At 39.8% G+C, this 18,477-nt stretch carries 31 protein-coding genes and 1 pseudogene; all 32 read right to left on the reverse strand.

Annotation, left to right across the window (positions count from 1 at the left end):
- Window positions 1-34: 34 nt before the first annotated feature.
- Complete coding sequence (locus RCJ95_RS08285) at window positions 35-979, reverse strand: DNA-directed RNA polymerase subunit alpha (protein WP_004233733.1); 945 nt, start codon at window positions 977-979, stop codon at window positions 35-37.
- Window positions 980-1,118: 139 nt separating this feature from the next.
- Window positions 1,119-1,508: a 30S ribosomal protein S11 gene (gene rpsK / locus RCJ95_RS08290; protein WP_004233731.1), complete on the reverse strand. Its 390-nt coding sequence runs from the start codon at window positions 1,506-1,508 to the stop codon at window positions 1,119-1,121.
- 25 nt (window positions 1,509-1,533) lie between these two features.
- On the reverse strand, window positions 1,534-1,899 hold the full coding sequence (gene rpsM, locus RCJ95_RS08295) for a 30S ribosomal protein S13 (protein WP_004233729.1): 366 nt from the start codon (window positions 1,897-1,899) through the stop codon (window positions 1,534-1,536).
- 24 nt (window positions 1,900-1,923) lie between these two features.
- Window positions 1,924-2,037: a 50S ribosomal protein L36 gene (gene rpmJ / locus RCJ95_RS08300; RefSeq protein ID WP_000868344.1), complete on the reverse strand. Its 114-nt coding sequence runs from the start codon at window positions 2,035-2,037 to the stop codon at window positions 1,924-1,926.
- Between the two features lie 37 nt (window positions 2,038-2,074).
- A complete protein-coding gene (gene infA, locus RCJ95_RS08305) occupies window positions 2,075-2,293 on the reverse strand; it encodes a translation initiation factor IF-1 (protein WP_004233690.1) in 219 nt (72 codons plus the stop codon).
- 86 nt (window positions 2,294-2,379) lie between these two features.
- Window positions 2,380-2,457, reverse strand: a pseudogene (locus RCJ95_RS08310) (type I methionyl aminopeptidase); the annotation flags it as partial.
- A gap of 249 nt (window positions 2,458-2,706) precedes the next feature.
- Window positions 2,707-3,360: an adenylate kinase gene (locus RCJ95_RS08315; RefSeq protein ID WP_016992655.1), complete on the reverse strand. Its 654-nt coding sequence runs from the start codon at window positions 3,358-3,360 to the stop codon at window positions 2,707-2,709.
- Between the two features lie 70 nt (window positions 3,361-3,430).
- The gene (gene secY, locus RCJ95_RS08320) at window positions 3,431-4,726 is read right to left on the reverse strand and encodes a preprotein translocase subunit SecY (protein ID WP_312129017.1); all 1,296 of its coding nucleotides are present in this window, start codon (window positions 4,724-4,726) and stop codon (window positions 3,431-3,433) included.
- Entirely contained in the window at window positions 4,726-5,166 is a 441-nt protein-coding gene (rplO, locus tag RCJ95_RS08325; protein WP_004233670.1) for a 50S ribosomal protein L15, read from the reverse strand. Before rplO ends, secY begins: the two co-directional genes overlap by 1 nt.
- A gap of 34 nt (window positions 5,167-5,200) precedes the next feature.
- Complete coding sequence (gene rpmD / locus RCJ95_RS08330; protein WP_004233668.1) at window positions 5,201-5,383, reverse strand: 50S ribosomal protein L30; 183 nt, start codon at window positions 5,381-5,383, stop codon at window positions 5,201-5,203.
- A 13-nt stretch (window positions 5,384-5,396) separates the two neighbouring features.
- Complete coding sequence (rpsE, locus tag RCJ95_RS08335) at window positions 5,397-5,900, reverse strand: 30S ribosomal protein S5 (RefSeq protein WP_004233664.1); 504 nt, start codon at window positions 5,898-5,900, stop codon at window positions 5,397-5,399.
- A gap of 21 nt (window positions 5,901-5,921) precedes the next feature.
- Window positions 5,922-6,281, reverse strand: coding sequence for a 50S ribosomal protein L18 (gene rplR / locus RCJ95_RS08340; RefSeq protein WP_004233662.1), 360 nt, complete (start codon window positions 6,279-6,281; stop codon window positions 5,922-5,924).
- 32 nt (window positions 6,282-6,313) lie between these two features.
- Entirely contained in the window at window positions 6,314-6,853 is a 540-nt protein-coding gene (gene rplF / locus RCJ95_RS08345; RefSeq protein ID WP_004233660.1) for a 50S ribosomal protein L6, read from the reverse strand.
- Between the two features lie 30 nt (window positions 6,854-6,883).
- Window positions 6,884-7,282, reverse strand: a complete 399-nt coding sequence (gene rpsH / locus RCJ95_RS08350) for a 30S ribosomal protein S8 (protein ID WP_004233658.1) — start codon at window positions 7,280-7,282, stop codon at window positions 6,884-6,886.
- A 29-nt stretch (window positions 7,283-7,311) separates the two neighbouring features.
- Entirely contained in the window at window positions 7,312-7,497 is a 186-nt protein-coding gene (locus tag RCJ95_RS08355) for a type Z 30S ribosomal protein S14 (protein ID WP_004233656.1), read from the reverse strand.
- 21 nt (window positions 7,498-7,518) lie between these two features.
- On the reverse strand, window positions 7,519-8,058 hold the full coding sequence (rplE, locus tag RCJ95_RS08360) for a 50S ribosomal protein L5 (RefSeq protein ID WP_004233654.1): 540 nt from the start codon (window positions 8,056-8,058) through the stop codon (window positions 7,519-7,521).
- 28 nt (window positions 8,059-8,086) lie between these two features.
- Window positions 8,087-8,395, reverse strand: coding sequence for a 50S ribosomal protein L24 (gene rplX, locus RCJ95_RS08365; protein WP_004233652.1), 309 nt, complete (start codon window positions 8,393-8,395; stop codon window positions 8,087-8,089).
- 35 nt (window positions 8,396-8,430) lie between these two features.
- Window positions 8,431-8,799 carry a 50S ribosomal protein L14 gene (gene rplN / locus RCJ95_RS08370; protein ID WP_004233650.1) on the reverse strand — a complete coding sequence of 123 codons (369 nt, stop codon included), beginning with the start codon at window positions 8,797-8,799 and terminating at the stop codon, window positions 8,431-8,433.
- Window positions 8,800-8,842: 43 nt separating this feature from the next.
- Window positions 8,843-9,106, reverse strand: coding sequence for a 30S ribosomal protein S17 (rpsQ, locus tag RCJ95_RS08375; RefSeq protein WP_004233648.1), 264 nt, complete (start codon window positions 9,104-9,106; stop codon window positions 8,843-8,845).
- 18 nt (window positions 9,107-9,124) lie between these two features.
- Window positions 9,125-9,325, reverse strand: coding sequence for a 50S ribosomal protein L29 (gene rpmC / locus RCJ95_RS08380; RefSeq protein WP_004233646.1), 201 nt, complete (start codon window positions 9,323-9,325; stop codon window positions 9,125-9,127).
- A complete protein-coding gene (rplP, locus tag RCJ95_RS08385) occupies window positions 9,315-9,749 on the reverse strand; it encodes a 50S ribosomal protein L16 (protein WP_004233644.1) in 435 nt (144 codons plus the stop codon). The genes rpmC and rplP overlap by 11 nt, the downstream gene beginning before the upstream one ends.
- A gap of 1 nt (window position 9,750) precedes the next feature.
- Complete coding sequence (gene rpsC / locus RCJ95_RS08390; RefSeq protein WP_025116438.1) at window positions 9,751-10,404, reverse strand: 30S ribosomal protein S3; 654 nt, start codon at window positions 10,402-10,404, stop codon at window positions 9,751-9,753.
- A gap of 3 nt (window positions 10,405-10,407) precedes the next feature.
- Window positions 10,408-10,752 carry a 50S ribosomal protein L22 gene (rplV, locus tag RCJ95_RS08395; RefSeq protein ID WP_004233639.1) on the reverse strand — a complete coding sequence of 115 codons (345 nt, stop codon included), beginning with the start codon at window positions 10,750-10,752 and terminating at the stop codon, window positions 10,408-10,410.
- A 22-nt stretch (window positions 10,753-10,774) separates the two neighbouring features.
- Complete coding sequence (gene rpsS, locus RCJ95_RS08400; protein ID WP_004233637.1) at window positions 10,775-11,053, reverse strand: 30S ribosomal protein S19; 279 nt, start codon at window positions 11,051-11,053, stop codon at window positions 10,775-10,777.
- Between the two features lie 60 nt (window positions 11,054-11,113).
- On the reverse strand, window positions 11,114-11,944 hold the full coding sequence (gene rplB / locus RCJ95_RS08405) for a 50S ribosomal protein L2 (protein WP_009373990.1): 831 nt from the start codon (window positions 11,942-11,944) through the stop codon (window positions 11,114-11,116).
- A 47-nt stretch (window positions 11,945-11,991) separates the two neighbouring features.
- Window positions 11,992-12,276 (reverse strand): 50S ribosomal protein L23, encoded by a 285-nt coding sequence (gene rplW / locus RCJ95_RS08410; RefSeq protein ID WP_004233628.1) that lies wholly within the window; start codon window positions 12,274-12,276, stop codon window positions 11,992-11,994.
- Complete coding sequence (gene rplD / locus RCJ95_RS08415) at window positions 12,276-12,899, reverse strand: 50S ribosomal protein L4 (RefSeq protein ID WP_004233626.1); 624 nt, start codon at window positions 12,897-12,899, stop codon at window positions 12,276-12,278. The genes rplW and rplD overlap by 1 nt, the downstream gene beginning before the upstream one ends.
- A gap of 26 nt (window positions 12,900-12,925) precedes the next feature.
- Window positions 12,926-13,555: a 50S ribosomal protein L3 gene (gene rplC / locus RCJ95_RS08420; protein ID WP_004233625.1), complete on the reverse strand. Its 630-nt coding sequence runs from the start codon at window positions 13,553-13,555 to the stop codon at window positions 12,926-12,928.
- A gap of 45 nt (window positions 13,556-13,600) precedes the next feature.
- Complete coding sequence (gene rpsJ / locus RCJ95_RS08425) at window positions 13,601-13,909, reverse strand: 30S ribosomal protein S10 (RefSeq protein ID WP_004233624.1); 309 nt, start codon at window positions 13,907-13,909, stop codon at window positions 13,601-13,603.
- Window positions 13,910-14,263: 354 nt separating this feature from the next.
- Window positions 14,264-15,574 (reverse strand): Na+/H+ antiporter family protein, encoded by a 1,311-nt coding sequence (locus RCJ95_RS08430; RefSeq protein ID WP_221682381.1) that lies wholly within the window; start codon window positions 15,572-15,574, stop codon window positions 14,264-14,266.
- A gap of 158 nt (window positions 15,575-15,732) precedes the next feature.
- Entirely contained in the window at window positions 15,733-17,712 is a 1,980-nt protein-coding gene (locus RCJ95_RS08435) for an FtsX-like permease family protein (protein WP_221682382.1), read from the reverse strand.
- The gene (locus RCJ95_RS08440) at window positions 17,702-18,463 is read right to left on the reverse strand and encodes an ABC transporter ATP-binding protein (protein WP_004233621.1); all 762 of its coding nucleotides are present in this window, start codon (window positions 18,461-18,463) and stop codon (window positions 17,702-17,704) included. The genes RCJ95_RS08435 and RCJ95_RS08440 overlap by 11 nt, the downstream gene beginning before the upstream one ends.
- Window positions 18,464-18,477: the final 14 nt, after the last annotated feature.

The raw sequence follows: 18,477 nt of genomic DNA on the forward strand, positions 1-18,477 counted from the left end.
AAAAATCTGATCTTGTTAGTTGTGTTTAAATCGCTTAGTCTTCTTTGCGTAATCCTAAACCAAGCTCTTCTAACTTCGCTTTTACTTCTTCTAATGACTTACGTCCAAGGTTACGAACTTTCATCATATCGTCTTCTGATTTATTCGCAAGTTCTAGTACTGTATTAATACCAGCGCGTTTTAAACAGTTATAAGAACGAACAGAAAGATCAAGTTCTTCGATAGTCATCTCTAAAACTTTTTCTTTTTGATCTTCTTCTTTTTCGACCATGATTTCAGCAGTTTGTGCCTCATCTGTCATGCCAACGAAGATGTTAAGATGCTCGGTTAAAATTTTTGCTCCGAGCGAAATCGCCTCTTTCGGACCGATGCTGCCATCTGTCCACACATCAAGAGAAAGTTTGTCGTAGTCAGAAGACTGACCAACACGAGTATTTTCCACTTGGAAATTGACGCGTGATACTGGAGTGTAAATAGAGTCGATCGGGATCACGCCGATAGGAAGATCCTCACGTTTGTTTTGATCAGCAGGAGTGTAACCACGGCCGCGTTGTGCATACATACGCATACGTAAATGACCGTTTTTAGCGATTGTTGCAATATATAGATCTGGGTTTAAAATTTCTACGTCACTGTCATGTGTAATGTCAGCAGCCGTAACTGTACCATCGCCTTTAACATCAATCTCAATAACTTTTTCTTCGTCAGAGTAGATTTTAAGAGCTAGTTTTTTCACGTTCAAAATGATTGAAGCTACATCTTCTACTACACCTTCTACAGTTGAGAATTCGTGAAGAACACCATCAATTTGAATTGAAGTGACAGCAGCTCCTGGTAATGAAGACAGAAGGATACGACGTAAAGAATTACCCAAAGTGTTTCCATATCCGCGTTCAAGCGGTTCTACAACAAACTTTCCATATTTGGAATCTTCGCTGATCTCCACCGTTTCAATCTTTGGTTTTTCAATTTCGATCATTTTATTTACCCTCCTTCAAAACATCGAATGTATAGGTTCTTTCCATCATAGATTCGATCGTCAATGACGTATCGTTTATTATCTGCACAAGACAGTCTGTACAAAAAATGATGTTCTCATACAATATGAGACGCACCCATTACACGCGACGACGTTTTGGCGGACGGCAACCATTATGAGGAACTGGAGTAACGTCTTTAATAGCAGTTACTTCTAAACCAGCAGCTTGAAGTGCACGAATTGCAGCTTCACGACCAGCACCAGGACCTTTAACAGTTACTTCCAACGTTTTCAGACCATGTTCAAGGGATGTTTTAGCAGCAGTTTCTGCAGCCATTTGAGCAGCGAATGGTGTAGATTTACGTGAACCACGGAAACCAAGAGCACCAGCACTTGACCAAGATACAGCGTTACCTTGCATATCTGTAATCGTTACGATTGTATTGTTAAATGTAGAACGAATGTGTGCGATACCAGATTCGATATTCTTTTTCACACGACGTTTACGAGTTTGTTGTTTACGAGCCATGTTAAGAAGGAACCTCCTTTACCAATTATTTTTTCTTGTTCGCAACTGTTTTACGAGGACCTTTACGCGTACGCGCATTGTTCTTCGTATTTTGACCACGAACAGGTAAGCCACGACGGTGACGGATACCACGGAATGAACCGATTTCCATCAGACGTTTAATATTTAATGAAGTTTCGCGACGTAAGTCACCTTCAAGTTTGTAAGAATCTAATTGTTCACGGATTTTGTTTAACTCATCTTCAGTTAAGTCGCGTACGCGTGTATCTTCTGAAATACCTGCATCAGCTAGTACTTTCTGAGCTGTAGTTTTACCAATACCGAAAATGTACGTTAATGAAATTACCACGCGTTTGTCGCGAGGAATATCAACACCAGCAATACGTGCCATGTACGTTGTGCACCTCCTTTAGAATTAACCTTGTTTTTGTTTATGTTTAGGATTTTCACAGATTACCATTACTTTACCGCGTCGGCGAATTACTTTACATTTTTCGCAGATCGGTTTCACAGATGGTCTCACTTTCATCTAACCTAACCTCCTTAGTAGTCCGGAGCGCAAAAGATTATTTAAAACGGTATGTGATACGACCGCGAGTTAAATCATAAGGAGATAACTCAATAGTAACCTTATCTCCAGGTAGAATACGGATAAAGTGCATACGAATCTTACCAGATACGTGTGCTAGAATCACATGTCCATTTTCTAATTCTACCTTAAACATCGCGTTTGGCAAAGTCTCAACAACTGTCCCTTCGACTTCAATTACATCATCTTTCGCCATCTACTCTGTCTCCTCTCTATATGCAAATTAAAGTTCTCATCGTTACATCAAACGGATATCTGCTGCAACTTTAGAAGCAACCTCGTTTCAACATATGTTTGGATTGTATGAGAGATGTTTGAAAGACGCTCGTCTGGTTTCGCTTCACACAATCCACGGAATATACAGAACCAGTAAGGGCACTGAATCTCCCATGTTTACACGAATACCGGAATGTCTTGGATGAGATATTCATACCCGTTACACAGATGCTTCCACGAAACCCATTATACTCCTCCAAAAACTATGTTGCACTTTTAAGAAGAAATATATACCGGGCACAATATGCTTTTGCAACTCTCAAAAAAATTATGTTTCGTTGTTGCTTCCGCATGCCTCCCGCGGAAGCAGTACTCTGCGCCCGGAGCCGGGTATCAGCTGCGGCTGCCCTGTAATAGAGCATCAAGATCAGCAAACACTTTGTTAATATCTTGCTGTCCATCTATATTAGTTAACACGCCTTTAGCTTGATAGAAATCAAGTAGAGGTTGTGCTTGTTTCATATTTACTTCCAGACGGTTCGCAACCGTTTCAGGATTATCATCTGCACGTGTATAAAGCTCGCCACCATCTTTATCACATTTCCCTTCCTCAGCAGGAGGATTGAAAATTAAATGATAGGATGTGCCACAAGTTTTACAAATACGTCTACCTGAAAGACGAGCAATTAACTCATCCTTTTCAACTTGAATGTTTAATGTATGCTCAATAGCTTTACCTAGGTCAGCAAGAATGCTATCTAAGGCTTCAGCTTGAGGAACAGTACGTGGGAAACCATCTAATAAGAATCCTTTTTCACAATCAGGTTTAGCCAGTCGCTCACGAACAATACCAATCGTTACTTCATCAGGTACAAGTGCACCTTGATCCATAAACGACTTAGCTTGTAAGCCTAGTTCAGTACCTTCTTTAATTGCAGCACGGAACATATCGCCTGTAGAAATATGAGGAATTGCGTACTTCTCAACAATTTTATCTGCCTGAGTACCTTTACCAGCACCTGGCAGACCCATTAAAACGATATTCATTAGGAAATATTCCTCCCACAAAAGGTTTGCTGATTAAAGGAAACGATGGAACGTTCCCTAAAAACCAACATTATTTCATAAAGCCTTTGTAGTGACGTTTAACAAGTTGAGATTCTAGCTGCTTCATCGTTTCGAGCGCTACGCCGACTACGATAATAATACTAGTACCACCGATCTGCACTGAGGCAGGTAGATTCATAAAGTTTATGAATATAACCGGCATTACTGAAATAACAGTTAAGAAAATCGCGCCGACAAATGTCAGACGATATAACACGCTTGTTAAATACGTTTGAGTGTTTTCACCAGGACGAATACCTGGAATATAAGCACCTTGCTTTTTCAAGTTATCTGCCACATTTTCTGGATTCACTTGTACGAATGCATAGAAATATGTGAATGCGATGATTAATGCTACATAAATAATCATTCCAACAGGTTTTGTATGATCAAACGTGTTATTAATGAATGTTGTAACATTATTTTCACCGAAGAACGGAACTAACGTACGAGGTGTCATCATAAACGCTGAAGCAAAGATTACAGGAATAACCCCTGCAGCATTTACTTTTAACGGTAAGTGCGTTTGTTGACCACCAGTTTGTTGATTTCGCCCAGTAACTCGTTTTGCATATTGAATTGGAATTTTACGTAGTGCTTGTTGCACGTAGATAACTCCAATAACAACCGCAAGCAAGATTAAAACAAGTAGACCAAGGATAATTAGGTTGATAAATAGCTTATCACCAGCACCCTCGATTTGTTGTGCATAGATTTGGTTGATACCTGTAGGTAATGCCGCAACGATACCTGCGAAGATTACAACAGAAATACCATTACCAACGCCATGCGCAGTAATTTGATCAGCAAGCCATACTAGGAATGCTGTACCCGCTGTTAATACAATAGAGATTATAACATATGTTAAAACTCCTTCTTCCTTAATCAATGACCCGCCATACATTCTATTAAAACCAAATGACATCGCGAATGATTGAATAAAAGCAAGAATAATAGTAAAGTAGCGTGTAAATTGCGCAAGTTTACGTCTTCCGACTTCACCTTGCTTTGCCCACTCAGCAAACTTCGGTACTACGTCCATTTGCAATAACTGAACAATAATTGAGGCTGTGATGTAAGGCATAATTCCCATCGCAAAGATGGAGAAGTTCTTTAAAGCACCACCGCCAAAAGTATTGAGGAAACCAACGAGGTTAAACTCATCAGTTGCCTTTAATACATTAGCGTCAACGTTAGGTACTGGAATGAAAGTTCCAATACGAAAAACGATTAACATTAAAAGTGTGAAAATGATTTTATTTCTTATATCTCGAACACGCATAAAGTTAGAGATTGTCTGAAACATTAAATCACCTCAGTAGTTCCGCCGGCATTCTCGATTGCTTCTTTCGCTGAAGCTGAGAATTTATGAGCTTTGACAGTAAGCTTTTTATTAAGAGTTCCGTTGCCTAGAACTTTAATTCCAGCTTTTTCATTGCTCACTAGACCAGTTTCAAGTAATAATGCAGCAGTTACCTCTGCACCGTCTTCGAAACGGTTTAAAGCATCAAGGTTAACGATCGCGTATTCTTTACGGTTAATGTTCGTAAAGCCACGTTTTGGTAAACGACGGAATAATGGGTTCTGACCGCCTTCAAAGCCTGGGCGTACACCGCCACCAGAACGAGCGTTTTGACCTTTATGACCTTTACCTGCTGTTTTACCGTTACCAGAACCGATACCACGACCAACGCGGTTGCGTTGCTTACGAGAACCTTCTGCTGGTTTTAACTCATGCAGTTTCATAGTGGGTGGCACCTCCTTGTTCAATAATTGGAAATTAAATTTCTTTTACAGTAACTAAGTGAGCTACTTTATCAAGCATACCGCGAGTAGCTGCGTTATCAGCTTTCTCTACAGTTTGGTGTAATTTACGTAAACCTAAAGCTTCAACAGTTTTGCGTTGTGCAGGTTTAGTACCAATCACAGATTTAGTAAGGGTGATTTCTAATTTGTTAGCCATTATCTTTCCCCCCTTATCCTAATAGTTCTTCCACTGATTTACCACGTAATTTAGCTACGTCCTCTACGCGTTTTAATTCAGTTAAACCTTGAATTGTTGCACGCACCATGTTAATTGGTGTGTTAGATCCAAGTGATTTTGAAAGAATATCAGTAATACCAGCAAGTTCTAGTACAGCACGTACTGGACCACCAGCGATAACCCCTGTACCAGGAGCAGCAGGTTTGATTAGGATTTCTCCTGCACCAAAGCGACCTTGCACTAAGTGTGGAGTTGTTCCACCTACGCGTGGCACTTCGATTAAGTTTTTCTTCGCATCTTCAACAGCTTTGCGGATAGCATCTGGCACCTCTTGAGCTTTACCAGTTCCGAAACCTACATGACCGTTTCTATCGCCAACTACAACTAATGCTGTGAAGCGGAAGCGACGTCCACCTTTAACAACTTTAGCAACGCGGTTAATAGTAACTACGCGTTCTTCAAGTTCTCCAAGTTTGTTTGCGTCAATACGACTCATGAAATGTGTCCCTCCTTCTTATTAAAATTCTAAACCGTTCTCACGTGCAGCTTCAGCTAAAGCTTTAACACGTCCATGATATAAGTAACCACCACGGTCAAATACTACAGCAGTAATATTTTTTTCCGCAGCGCGTTTTGCGATTGTTTCACCGACTTTAGTTGCTGCGTCAACATTGCTACCAGCACCTTCGAAACCATTTTCTTGAGAAGATGCGCTAACAATTGTTACGCCTGCTACGTCATCGATAAGTTGCGCGTAAATGTTCTTGTTAGAACGGAATACGTTTAAGCGTGGACGCTGAGCAGTACCCGAAATTTTAGAACGAACGCGAGCATGACGTTTTTTACGAACCTGATTTTTATCTTGTTTCGTAATCACAAGGGTCACTCCTTTCTAATGCTTAAGCTGCATTATTTACCTGTTTTACCTTCTTTACGACGAACATATTCGCCTTCATAACGAATACCTTTACCTTTATAAGGCTCTGGTGGACGAACGTCACGGATGTTAGATGCAAGAGCACCAACGCGTTCTTTGCTGATACCTTTAACGATGATCTTTGTGTTTGAAGGAACTTCAATTTGTAGACCATCTTCAGGTGTGAACTCTACTGGATGAGAGTAACCTACGTTAAGTACAAGTTTATTACCTTGTAATTGCGCACGGTAACCAACACCGATAAGTTCTAAAGCTTTTTCGAAACCTGCAGAAACACCAGTAACCATGTTCGCAAGAAGCGCACGAGTAGTACCGTGGTTTGTGCGGTGTTCTTTTGAATCAGAAGGACGTACTACAGTGATTACGTTACCCTCTTGCTCAATTTTCATATCTTGGTGGAAAGAACGAACAAGTTCGCCTTTAGGACCTTTAACAGTAACAGTGTTGTTTGCATCAACAGTAACAGTTACGTTAGCAGGTACCTCGATAATTTTTTTACCTACACGAGACATTTAGCTGCACCTCCATTCATTTATTGCTAATTACCAAACGTATGCTAGAATTTCTCCGCCAACTTGTTTAGCGCGAGCTTCTTTATCTGTTAATAAACCTTGTGAAGTTGACACTAAAGCGATACCAAGACCGTTCAATACTTTAGGTACTTCATTTGTTTTAGCATATACACGTAAACCAGGTTTAGAAATACGTTTTAAGCCAGTGATAACGCGCTCGTTATCTTTTCCATATTTTAAGAAAATACGGATGATACCTTGTTTGTTGTCTTCCACGTATTCTACGTCACGTACGAAACCTTCACGCTTTAAAATTTCAGCGATTTCTTTTTTCACGTTGGAAGCTGGTACTTCTAACTTCTCGTGACGAACCATGTTCGCATTACGAATGCGAGTAAGCATATCTGCAATCGGATCAGTCATTGTCATTACATTTACCTCCTTCCCAAATTAGGGGATTACCAGCTGGCTTTTTTCACGCCAGGAATTTGTCCCTTATATGCAAGTTCTCGGAAACAAATACGGCAAAGTTTGAATTTGCGATATACTGAATGTGGACGACCACAGCGTTCACAACGTGTATACTCTTGCACTTTAAACTTTTGCTTACGTTGTTGTTTAACGATCATAGATTTTTTAGCCACGTTTTCGCCCTCCTTGTTTGATTACTTTTGGAACGGCATACCGAATTGTGTCAATAACTCGCGAGCTTCTTCGTCAGAGTTCGCTGTCGTTACGATCACGATGTCCATACCGCGTACTTTTGAAACTTTATCGTAATCGATTTCTGGGAAAATTAATTGTTCTTTAACACCTAGAGTGTAGTTACCGCGACCATCGAATGCTTTTTTAGAAACACCACGGAAGTCACGTACACGAGGTAGTGAGATAGAAATTAATTTGTCCAAGAATTCATACATACGCTCACCGCGTAATGTAACTTTAGCACCGATAGGCATACCTTCACGAAGACGGAAACCTGCGATCGATTTTTTAGCTTTAGTTACTACTGGTTTTTGACCAGTGATAATTGTTAATTCTTCAACAGCTGCATCTAACGCTTTAGAGTTTTGAACTGCATCACCAACACCCATGTTGATAACGATTTTCTCAACTTTCGGTAGTTGCATAACTGATTTATATCCAAATTTGCTCATAAGAGCTGGAGAAACTTCATTTAAATATTTTTCTTTTAGGCGGCTCATGTGTGTACCTCCCTTCTATTTATACTAATTAGTCGATTACTGCACCTGATTTTTTTGCTACACGAACTTTTTTACCGTTTTCGATTTTATAACCTACACGAGTCGGCTCGCCAGATTTAGGATCGATTAGCATTACGTTCGAAACGTGAATTGCAGCCTCTTGGCTAACAATACCACCTTGTGGATTCAATTGGTTAGGTTTAACGTGTTTTTTCACGATATTCACACCTTCAACAAGAACGCGATCTTGTTTTGGGAAAGCAGCAAGGATTACGCCTTCTTTGCCTTTATCCTTACCAGTGATTACCTTAACCTTGTCACCTTTTTTTACATGCATGCTGTCGCACCTCCTTGATTGGCACTGTCATGAAATTAAAGAACTTCTGGAGCTAGAGAAACGATTTTCATGAAGTTGCTGTCACGTAGTTCACGTGCAACAGGTCCGAAAATACGAGTTCCGCGTGGTGATTTATCATCACGAATAATTACACAAGCATTTTCATCAAATTTGATGTACGTGCCGTCTTTACGACGAACGCCTGATTTAGTACGAACGATAACAGCTTTAACAACGTCACCCTTCTTGACAACGCCACCTGGTGTTGCTTTCTTAACTGTACAAACAACGATATCACCGATGTTAGCAGTTTTACGGCCAGAGCCACCAAGCACTTTAATTGTAAGAACTTCACGTGCACCTGAGTTGTCAGCAACTTTCATACGACTTTCTTGTTGGATCACTTAGGTTACCTCCCTTCGGAAATTGGTTGTTCCGAAATAGTTATTAAATAATAACCGCTTTTTCTACAACTTCTACTAGACGGAAACGTTTAGTAGCTGATAGCGGGCGAGTTTCCATGATACGTACGATATCACCGATTTTCGCTGTGTTTAACTCATCATGAGCTTTAAACTTTTTAGAGTATTTTACACGCTTACCATAAAGCTTGTGCTTTTTGTAAGTTTCAACTAAAACAGTAACAGTTTTGTCCATTTTATCTGAAACAACGCGGCCCGTGTAAACTTTGCGTTGATTGCGCTCAGTCATACTTGAAAACCTCCTTTATCAGTTATTTGCACTGATTTCTCTTTCACGAATAACAGTTTTCATACGCGCGATTGCTTTACGCACTTCACGAATACGAGCTGTGTTTTCTAATTGACCAGTCGCCAATTGGAAGCGAAGGTTGAAAAGCTCTTCTTTCAGTGATTTCACTTTTAATTCTATTTCAGAAGTAGCAAGGTCACGGATTTCATTAGCTTTCATTAGATTCACCACCAGTTTCTTGACGTTTTACGATCTTACATTTAACAGGAAGTTTGTGTGATGCTAAACGAAGTGCTTCACGTGCAACTTCTTCAGATACGCCAGCAATTTCGAACATTACTTTTCCTGGTTTAACTACTGCTACCCAACCTTCAGGAGAACCTTTACCAGAACCCATGCGGACTTCTAGAGGTTTTTTAGTGTAAGGTTTATGTGGGAAGATTTTAATCCAAACTTTACCGCCACGTTTCATGTAACGAGTCATCGCGATACGAGCAGATTCGATTTGACGGTTAGTAATCCAGCTAGCAGTTTGAGCTTGTAAGCCCCATTCGCCGAAAGTTACTTCTTTTCCGCCTTTCGCTTCGCCACGCATGTTGCCGCGGTGTTCACGACGGTATTTAACGCGTTTAGGCAATAACATATTATTTGCCTCCTTCCACAGATTTCTTCGTAGGAAGAACTTCACCACGGTAGATCCATACTTTAACGCCTAATTTACCGTAAGTAGTATCAGCTTCTGCGTGTGCATAATCGATGTCAGCACGTAGAGTATGAAGTGGAACAGTTCCTTCACTATAGTGTTCAGCACGCGCGATATCAGCGCCACCTAAACGACCAGATACTTGTGTTTTAATTCCTTTTGCACCAGCGCGGATTGTGCGTTGGATCGCTTGCTTTTGCGCACGACGGAATGATACACGATTTTCTAATTGACGAGCGATGTTTTCAGCTACTAGACGAGCGTCAAGATCTGCACGTTTGATTTCAATGATGTTGATGTGTACACGTTTACCAGTTAACTCGCTAAGGTATTTACGAAGGTTTTCAACTTCAGTACCACCTTTACCGATTACCATACCTGGTTTCGCAGTGTGAATTGTAATGTTTACACGGTTTGCAGCACGTTCGATTTCTACTTTAGAAACTGAAGCGTCTTTAAGAGCCGTTTCAATATATTTACGCACTTTGATGTCTTCGTGAAGTAGAGTTGCATAGTCTTTTTCAGCGTACCATTTTGACTCCCAGTCACGAATAATACCAACGCGTAGTCCTATTGGATGTACTTTTTGACCCACGGATTAACCCTCCTTCTTCTCAGATACCACTAGAGTAATGTGGCTTGTGCGTTTGTTAATTGCGCTTGCACGTCCTTGTGCACGTGGACGGAAACGTTTTAAAGTTGGACCTTCGTCAACGAATACTTCAGAAACTACTAAAGAGTTGATGTCAAGATCGTAGTTGTGCTCAGCGTTAGCAACTGCAGATTTTAATACTTTCTCAACGACTGGAGACGCCGCTTTTGGAGTATGACGTAAAATTGCAACTGCTTCACCAACTTGCTTACCTCGGATTAAGTCTACAACTAGACGTACTTTGCGAGGAGCAATGCGTACTGTACGAGCGATAGCTTTAGCTTGTGTCATTAGGATTTACCTCCTCTCAAAATTAGCGTCTTGTTTTCTTGTCGTCTGCACCGTGACCTTTATAAGTACGTGTCGGTGCGAACTCACCAAGTTTATGGCCTACCATATCTTCTGTTACGTATACAGGAACATGTTTACGTCCATCATATACAGCAATCGTTAAACCGATGAAGTTCGGGAAGATTGTAGAACGGCGTGACCAAGTTTTGATAACTTGTTTTTTCTCAGAAGCCTCTTGCGCTTCCACTTTTTTCATTAAGTGGTCATCGACAAAAGGTCCTTTTTTCAAGCTGCGACCCATGTAGGAACCTCCCTCCGTGATTCCACCACGGCTCTCACATAGAACCGTAGTTTAACCACTTTATTTTTTACGACTACGGATGATAAATTTATCCGATTTGTTTTTCTTCTTGCGAGTTTTGTAACCAAGTGCTGGTTTACCCCAAGGAGTCATTGGTGATTTACGTCCGATTGGAGAACGTCCTTCACCACCACCGTGTGGGTGATCGTTAGGGTTCATTACAGAACCACGAACTTCTGGGCGTTTACCTAACCAACGGCTACGACCTGCTTTACCGATGTGTACAAGTTCGTGTTGTTCGTTACCAACTTGACCGATTGTAGCGCGGCAAGTAGCTAAAACTAAACGTACTTCACCAGATTGTAAACGAACGATAACGTACTTATCTTCACGACCAAGTACTTGCGCAGAAGTACCAGCTGAACGTACTAATTGTCCGCCTTTACCAGGTTTTAACTCGATGTTATGGATTGTAGTACCCATTGGAATGTTTGCTAATGGTAATGTGTTACCTACTTTAATATCAGCATCTGGGCCAGAAACGATTGTTTGACCAACCTCTAGACCTTTTGGTGCTAAGATGTAAGCTTTTGCTCCATCAGCGTAGTTGATTAATGCGATATTCGCAGAACGGTTTGGATCATATTCAATAGTAGCAACTTTTGCCGGAATGCCATCTTTAACACGTTTGAAATCGATAACACGGTATTGCTTCTTATGACCACCACCATGATGACGAACAGTGATTTTACCTTGGTTGTTACGACCAGCTTTGCGTTTAGTTGGTTCAAGCAATGATTTCTCAGGCTTGTTAGTTGTAATTTCCGCAAAGTCTAATGACGTCATGTTACGACGACCATTAGAGGTAGGTTTATACTTTTTAATCGCCATTGTGTTTTCCCTCCTTCTTGAGTGTTCAAATCATAAATCCGTTAGGATTACATTTCGAATAATTCAATTTCTTTGCTATCAGCAGTTAATTTAACGATCGCTTTACGACGTTTGTTAGTGTAACCACCGTAACGGCCTACGCGTTTGAATTTACCTTTGTAGTTAAGAACGTTTACTTTCTCAACTTTTACGCCAAAGATTTCTTCTACAGCGTCTTTTACTTGAGTTTTGTTAGCGCGAGTGTCTACTTCGAAAGTATACTTTTTCTCTGCCATAAGTTCTGAAGAACGCTCAGTAATGACCGGACGTTTTAAAATATCACGTGCTTCCATTATCCAAGCACCTCCTCAACTTTTTCTACTGCAGACTTAGTGAATACAACTTTATCATGACCTAATAGATCAAGAACGTTGATTCCGTTTGCAGTTAAAACTGTTACACCTGGGATGTTACGAGCAGATAATGCTACGTTTTCATCTAGGTCAGCAGTTACGAATAAAGATTTTTTCTCTAAAGAAAGATCTTTAAGGATTTTTGTGAATTCTTTTGTTTTTGGTGCTGCTAGAGTTAGAGCATCAAGAACTAAGAAGTTTTGTTCTACTACTTTAGCTGATAAAGCAGATTTAAGAGCTAAACGACGAACTTTTTTAGGTAATTTATAAGAATAGCTACGTGGAGTAGGACCGAATACGATACCACCGCCGCGCCATTGTGGAGAACGGATAGAACCTTGACGAGCACGACCAGTTCCTTTTTGACGCCATGGTTTACGACCACCACCAGCAACCTCAGAACGGTTTTTAACCTTGTGATTACCTTGACGAAGAGAAGCACGTTGAGCAACTACTGCGTCGAATAATACTGCTTCATTTGGCTCGATTCCGAAGATCGCATCGTTTAATTCGATTTCACCAACTGAAGCACCTGTTTGACTAAGTACAGATACTTTTGTCATTCCTGTTTCCTCCTTTCCTTAAGTGATTACTTAGCTTTAATTGCAGTTTTTACTGTAACTAGAGCTTTTTTAGAACCAGGAACATTACCTTTAACAAGTAGTAAGTTACGATCTGTGTCAACTTTCACGATTTCTAAGTTTTGGATTGTAACTACATTGCCACCCATTTGACCAGGTAATTTCTTTTGTTTGAATACGCGGTTCGGAGCAACTGGACCCATTGAACCAGGACGACGGTGGTAACGAGAACCGTGGGCCATAGGACCACGAGATTGTCCGTGGCGTTTGATAACACCTTGGAAACCTTTACCTTTAGTAACTCCTGTTACATCGATTACATCGCCTTCTGCGAAAATTTCTACTTTGACTTCTTGACCAACTTCGTATTCTTCCACGTTCACGTTGCGGAATTCACGAATGAAGCGCTTAGGAGCAGTGTTCGCTTTTGCTACGTGACCTTGTTCTGGTTTGTTAGAAAGCTTAACGCGCTTGTCTTCGAAACCAACTTGAATTGCTTCGTAGCCGTCTGTTTCAACAGTTTTCTTTTGAAGAACTACGTTTGGAGTAGCTTCGATAACTGTTACCGGGATTAAATCGCCGTTTTCAGCGAAAACTTGTGTCATACCAATTTTTCTACCTAAGATTCCTTTAGCCATTTGTCACACCTCCTGTAAGTTTTAAAAGTTATATTGTTTTTACCATTAAAGTTTGATTTCGATATCAACGCCAGATGGTAAATCAAGTTTCATTAACGCGTCAACAGTTTGTGGTGTTGGGTTAACGATATCGATCAGACGTTTATGCGTACGCATTTCGAATTGTTCACGAGAATCTTTGTACTTGTGAACAGCACGAAGAATTGTGTACACAGACTTCTCAGTTGGAAGTGGAATCGGACCTGATACACTTGCACCTGAACGTTTTGCAGTTTCCACAATTTTCTCAGCAGATTGATCTAAAATACGGTGATCATACGCTTTTAAACGAATACGAATCTTTTGTTTTGCCATTATTTTCCCTCCTTCTCGCCTATTTTCTAGACATTCTCCACGAAAATTTTCCCACACACCGCCATGGCAAAGCGGCCGGGTGTGTCGGCAACCTCTCGCTTCATCGCAGTCAAAGACCAACATTCAACATTATATACAATAAAAAAAGAATAAGCAAGTCTTTTCGCTAAATTCTTTTAAATGTTGCAGATATTCTTAGTACTACTATTTCTTCGCTTTATTAAGCCGTTTATTAGTATATAAAATTTCTATACATATTGCAACACTTAAGGTTGTCATATCAACATTTTCGCACATTTCAAATAACTCTAAAAAGAAAAGTAGTTTCTACTTAAATAGAAACTACCTCCTTAATTATAGAAAGAACACACAGGCAATCCAACCAAACAGGATTAGTGGTATGTTAATGAAAAGGAACGTAGGAACACAGGTATCCCAAATATGATGATGCTGGCCGTCAGCATTAAGGCCTGCTGTTGGTCCTAATGTAGAATCGGATGCTGGAGAACCTGCGTCTCCTAAAGCACCAGCTGTACCGATTAAGCATAATATCGCTAAAGGGCTCATATCAAAACCTTGTGCTAGCGGAACAAATAGTGTAGCGATTATAGGCACTGTTGCGAAGGACGAACCAATCCCCATCGTCACAACTAATCCTATGACTAACATGATGAAGACAGCAAGACTTCTATTTCCTTCTAATACGGTGAGTGAATTTGTAATTAAGCTGTCCACATCACCTGTTGCATTGATTACCGCCGCGAAACCATTTGCCGCAATCATAACAAAGCCAATAAAGGCCATCATCTTCATTCCTTCAGAAAGAATATCATCGGCTTCTCGCCATTTAAGGGCACCTGTAAAATACATAATCATAATACCTGCAAACGAGCCTACAATCATTGAATCTGTTAACACTTGAGCGCATAGTGATGTTACTAGTGCCAGCGCTGTAGAAAACATAATAAATTTGCTGACGTTTACATTTAAAGATTCCGTCTCCACTTCACTATGCCTATAATGTCTTGGCTTTCGGTATACAACAAATGCGATTATCAATCCGATTAGCATTCCTAACACGGGAATCCCCATTGCTGCAGGGACATCACGTGAAGATACAGCCATTCCTGCCTCTGACACTTGTGTAGCAACGATATCTTGAAAGATTGCTCCAAAGCCAGCAGGTACAAAACTATAAGTACCAATAAAGCCTACTGCAATCAATGTTGCAATTATACGTCTGTCGACTTCTAGCATATTTAAAATCTTTAAAATAGGAGGAATTAATAATGGAATGAAGGCAATATGAATAGGAATGACATTTTGAGATAAAATAGACATCACAAAAATAAGGAAGAAAATTAAGACCTTCACCAGTCCTTTTCTATTACTTTCACCCTTTAATATTTTTAACATCCCCGCTATCATTAATTCGGGTATTCCTGTTTTGGCAATGGCGATTGCAAAACCACCAAGTAAGCCATAACTTAATGCAATGGTTGCTCCTGCCCCTAATCCTTCCGTAAATGATTGGACAGTTGACTCAATGCCCATCCCACTAGTTAGACCACCTACAAATGCTCCTAGAACTAACGAGAGAACTACATTGATGCGAAGCAAACTTAATATTAACATAACGGCTACAGCCGCAATTACTGCATTCATTGTTACACTCTACTTTCATACACTAAATTACTAACATGTTAAACTTTATTATTCTGATAATTGAAAGTCAAGGTTTTTTGTAATTTCTATTTTTTTTGCACTAAAAAACAGTGTGATGATAACCACCACACTGTTTCCGAGTTTCTTCTTATTTAATATTACAACGATTGACGTACAACCTTTTTATAATAGCCTACCGATAGAATGGCAAAAATCGTATATAGGGCTATATAACAGCACATTGCAATCCACAAGGGGGCTGTTAACTCTGTCCCAAATAGAAACCATCCTGACTTAACAGCAAAGTAGCTATGCAATAACCCTATAACTAATGGAACACCGAAATTAAAGGCCTGTTTCATATAAATACCCTTCATGATATCTTTTTCAGCAAAACCAATCTTTCGTAGGATTGTATAGGAATCACGTTCTTCCTCTGCCTCAGACATTTGTTTAAAGTATAGAATACTACCTGTGGTCATTAAGAACGCTAACCCTAAAAATGCTGTTGTAAATATGGTAAGACCCAATGATTCAATGTTGTCTTTACGTTTTCCTTCATAGGATGATTGTGTATATTGCTTTGTCTCCCCTTTATCATCTATAGCCTTAATAATGCCTGCATTCGATTGAATATATAATTTTTCTGCTGTTGCAATATCTTCGTTCGATTTTAAAGTGATTGTTGATTGATGATGCCAAGGATAAAGAGCTGCCTGTGTAGTTAAACTTTTAAACATATCATCTGTCACAACAAAGATAGGTCCACCACCCCCAGCCGTTACAATACCACTTATCACACTTTTATCGTGGATATCAACGACATGAAAAGTTTCTTCAAGTTCTCCTGCAGATACTACTAAATCATGATCTTTCTCTAACGGGAACATTTCGGCCATATAACCACCATAGTTTGTTAGGATAACCTCATTCCCGGATAGCTTAGCTTCTGGAACACTCTGCTGATAATCTGAAAGCGGTATGGTATAAATTGTGCCTTCCATTGTATATAAAGGGTTATCCTGCTGTTTTTTAGACATCAATTGACCTACAGCAGCGGTTACTCCCTGAAGACGGTAGTCAATTTTATCATAAGCAATATTATTTTCCTCTAACTTCTCTAAAAATCTCTCCCCTTGCTCTTCAAGCAATATGAAATCACCAGGTACTTGGCTATATGCAGATGCTTCCGAGGAGTAGTAGGCGATATAGGAAAGCGTCGTCACGCCTAGAGAAACGCCTGTTAACACGGTGATTAGCGTTAATGACTTTGCATTGCTCTTCATACGATGCATTATGGGCGTTAATGCTAATACATCCTTTATGGATAAATGCCCTTTTTTCTTTAGGCGAATAGTATTCATAATAAATGCTACAGAGAAACGAAAAACAAGGAATGTTCCACCGATTGTAGTAGCTAAAATAATAATCATATTAATAAATAAATTACCAGCAGATTCAATATCGAACAGCTTTGTCGATGCATAGTAGCCATAAGCAATCAGTATAAGACCCAAAAAGCCAATAACCATCTGTAATGCACTAAAGCGCCTCACACGCTCATCTGCTTGTTTTGCTGCACTAAATAATGATAACAATGAAACATGATGAATCATCCAAGCCATCTGTATAAGAACGATGATCAATAAGATCGTAAACACAATCATCGACTGCAGTAAAGCTTGTGTACTAAAAGTCATGGTTACGAGAGCTTCTTTTTCAAGTACACGAAGCAAAATCATTGCAAACACACGAGAGCTAAAGAAGCCTGCCAACATACCTATAATAACGGCTCCAACAAATAACAGAATGTTTTCAATCGCTAATAAACGCACGATTAGCCCCTTAGTCATGCCAATCAGTTGATACAAACCTATTTCCTTACTACGACGCTTCATAAATAAATGGTTTGCATACAGAACGAAGAACAAAACGATAAAATAAAGAATATAAGTTGCTGCCTTAAATCCTGCAGTAGCTGTTCCACTCATTTGAACAGCAGCCCACACTTCCGTATTATTTTGCAGGGTGACAAAGGAAAAGTATAATGTAACACTAAAAATAAGTGCAAAGAAATATAGATAGTAGTGTTTCATATTTTTCTTCATGCTTCGAAGTACTAACTTACTAAGACTCATACCCGTCACCGCCTAGCACACTTTGTGTATGCATGATTTCTTTGAAAAAGGCCTGCCTTGTTTTATCGCCCTTATAAAGTTCACTATAGATAAGGCCATCCTTTAGAAATAACACACGTGTACAGAAACTTGCAGCTACAGCATCGTGTGTAACCATCATAATTGTCGCCTCTTTTGTTTCATTTATATTTTGTAGATTTTGAAGTAGGGCTGTAGCTGATTTAGAATCTAGTGCACCAGTGGGCTCGTCTGCAAATACCAATGACGGATTGGTAATAAGTGCACGTGCAGCAGAGGTACGCTGTTTTTGTCCACCTGATATTTCGTTGGGGTATTTATTTAAAATTTCCGAGATTCCCAGCAAAGAAGTGAGTTCCTTCACTCGACTTTCAGCAACTGCTTTTGGTAACTTACTGATGGCTAACGGTAGAAGAATATTTTCTTTTACTGTTAAGGTATCTAATAAATTATAGTCCTGAAATATAAATCCCAGCTGCTCTCGTCGGAAGTTTGCTAAAGCCTTTTCTTTCATACCACGTAAACTATGACCGTTTATCTCAATTACACCTTCTGTCGCAAAGTCAATTGAGCATAAGACATTTAAAAGCGTGGTTTTACCAGAGCCAGAAGGTCCCATAATACCTACAAACTCACCTTTATTCACCTCTACATCAATACCCTTTAATACTTCTTGAGCCGTTGATTTTTTCCCATACACTTTCTTTATTTTACGTCCTATTAAAACTGTCACTTCAAAACGCCCCT

The organism is Lysinibacillus sp. BSL11 (genome assembly GCF_052928325.1).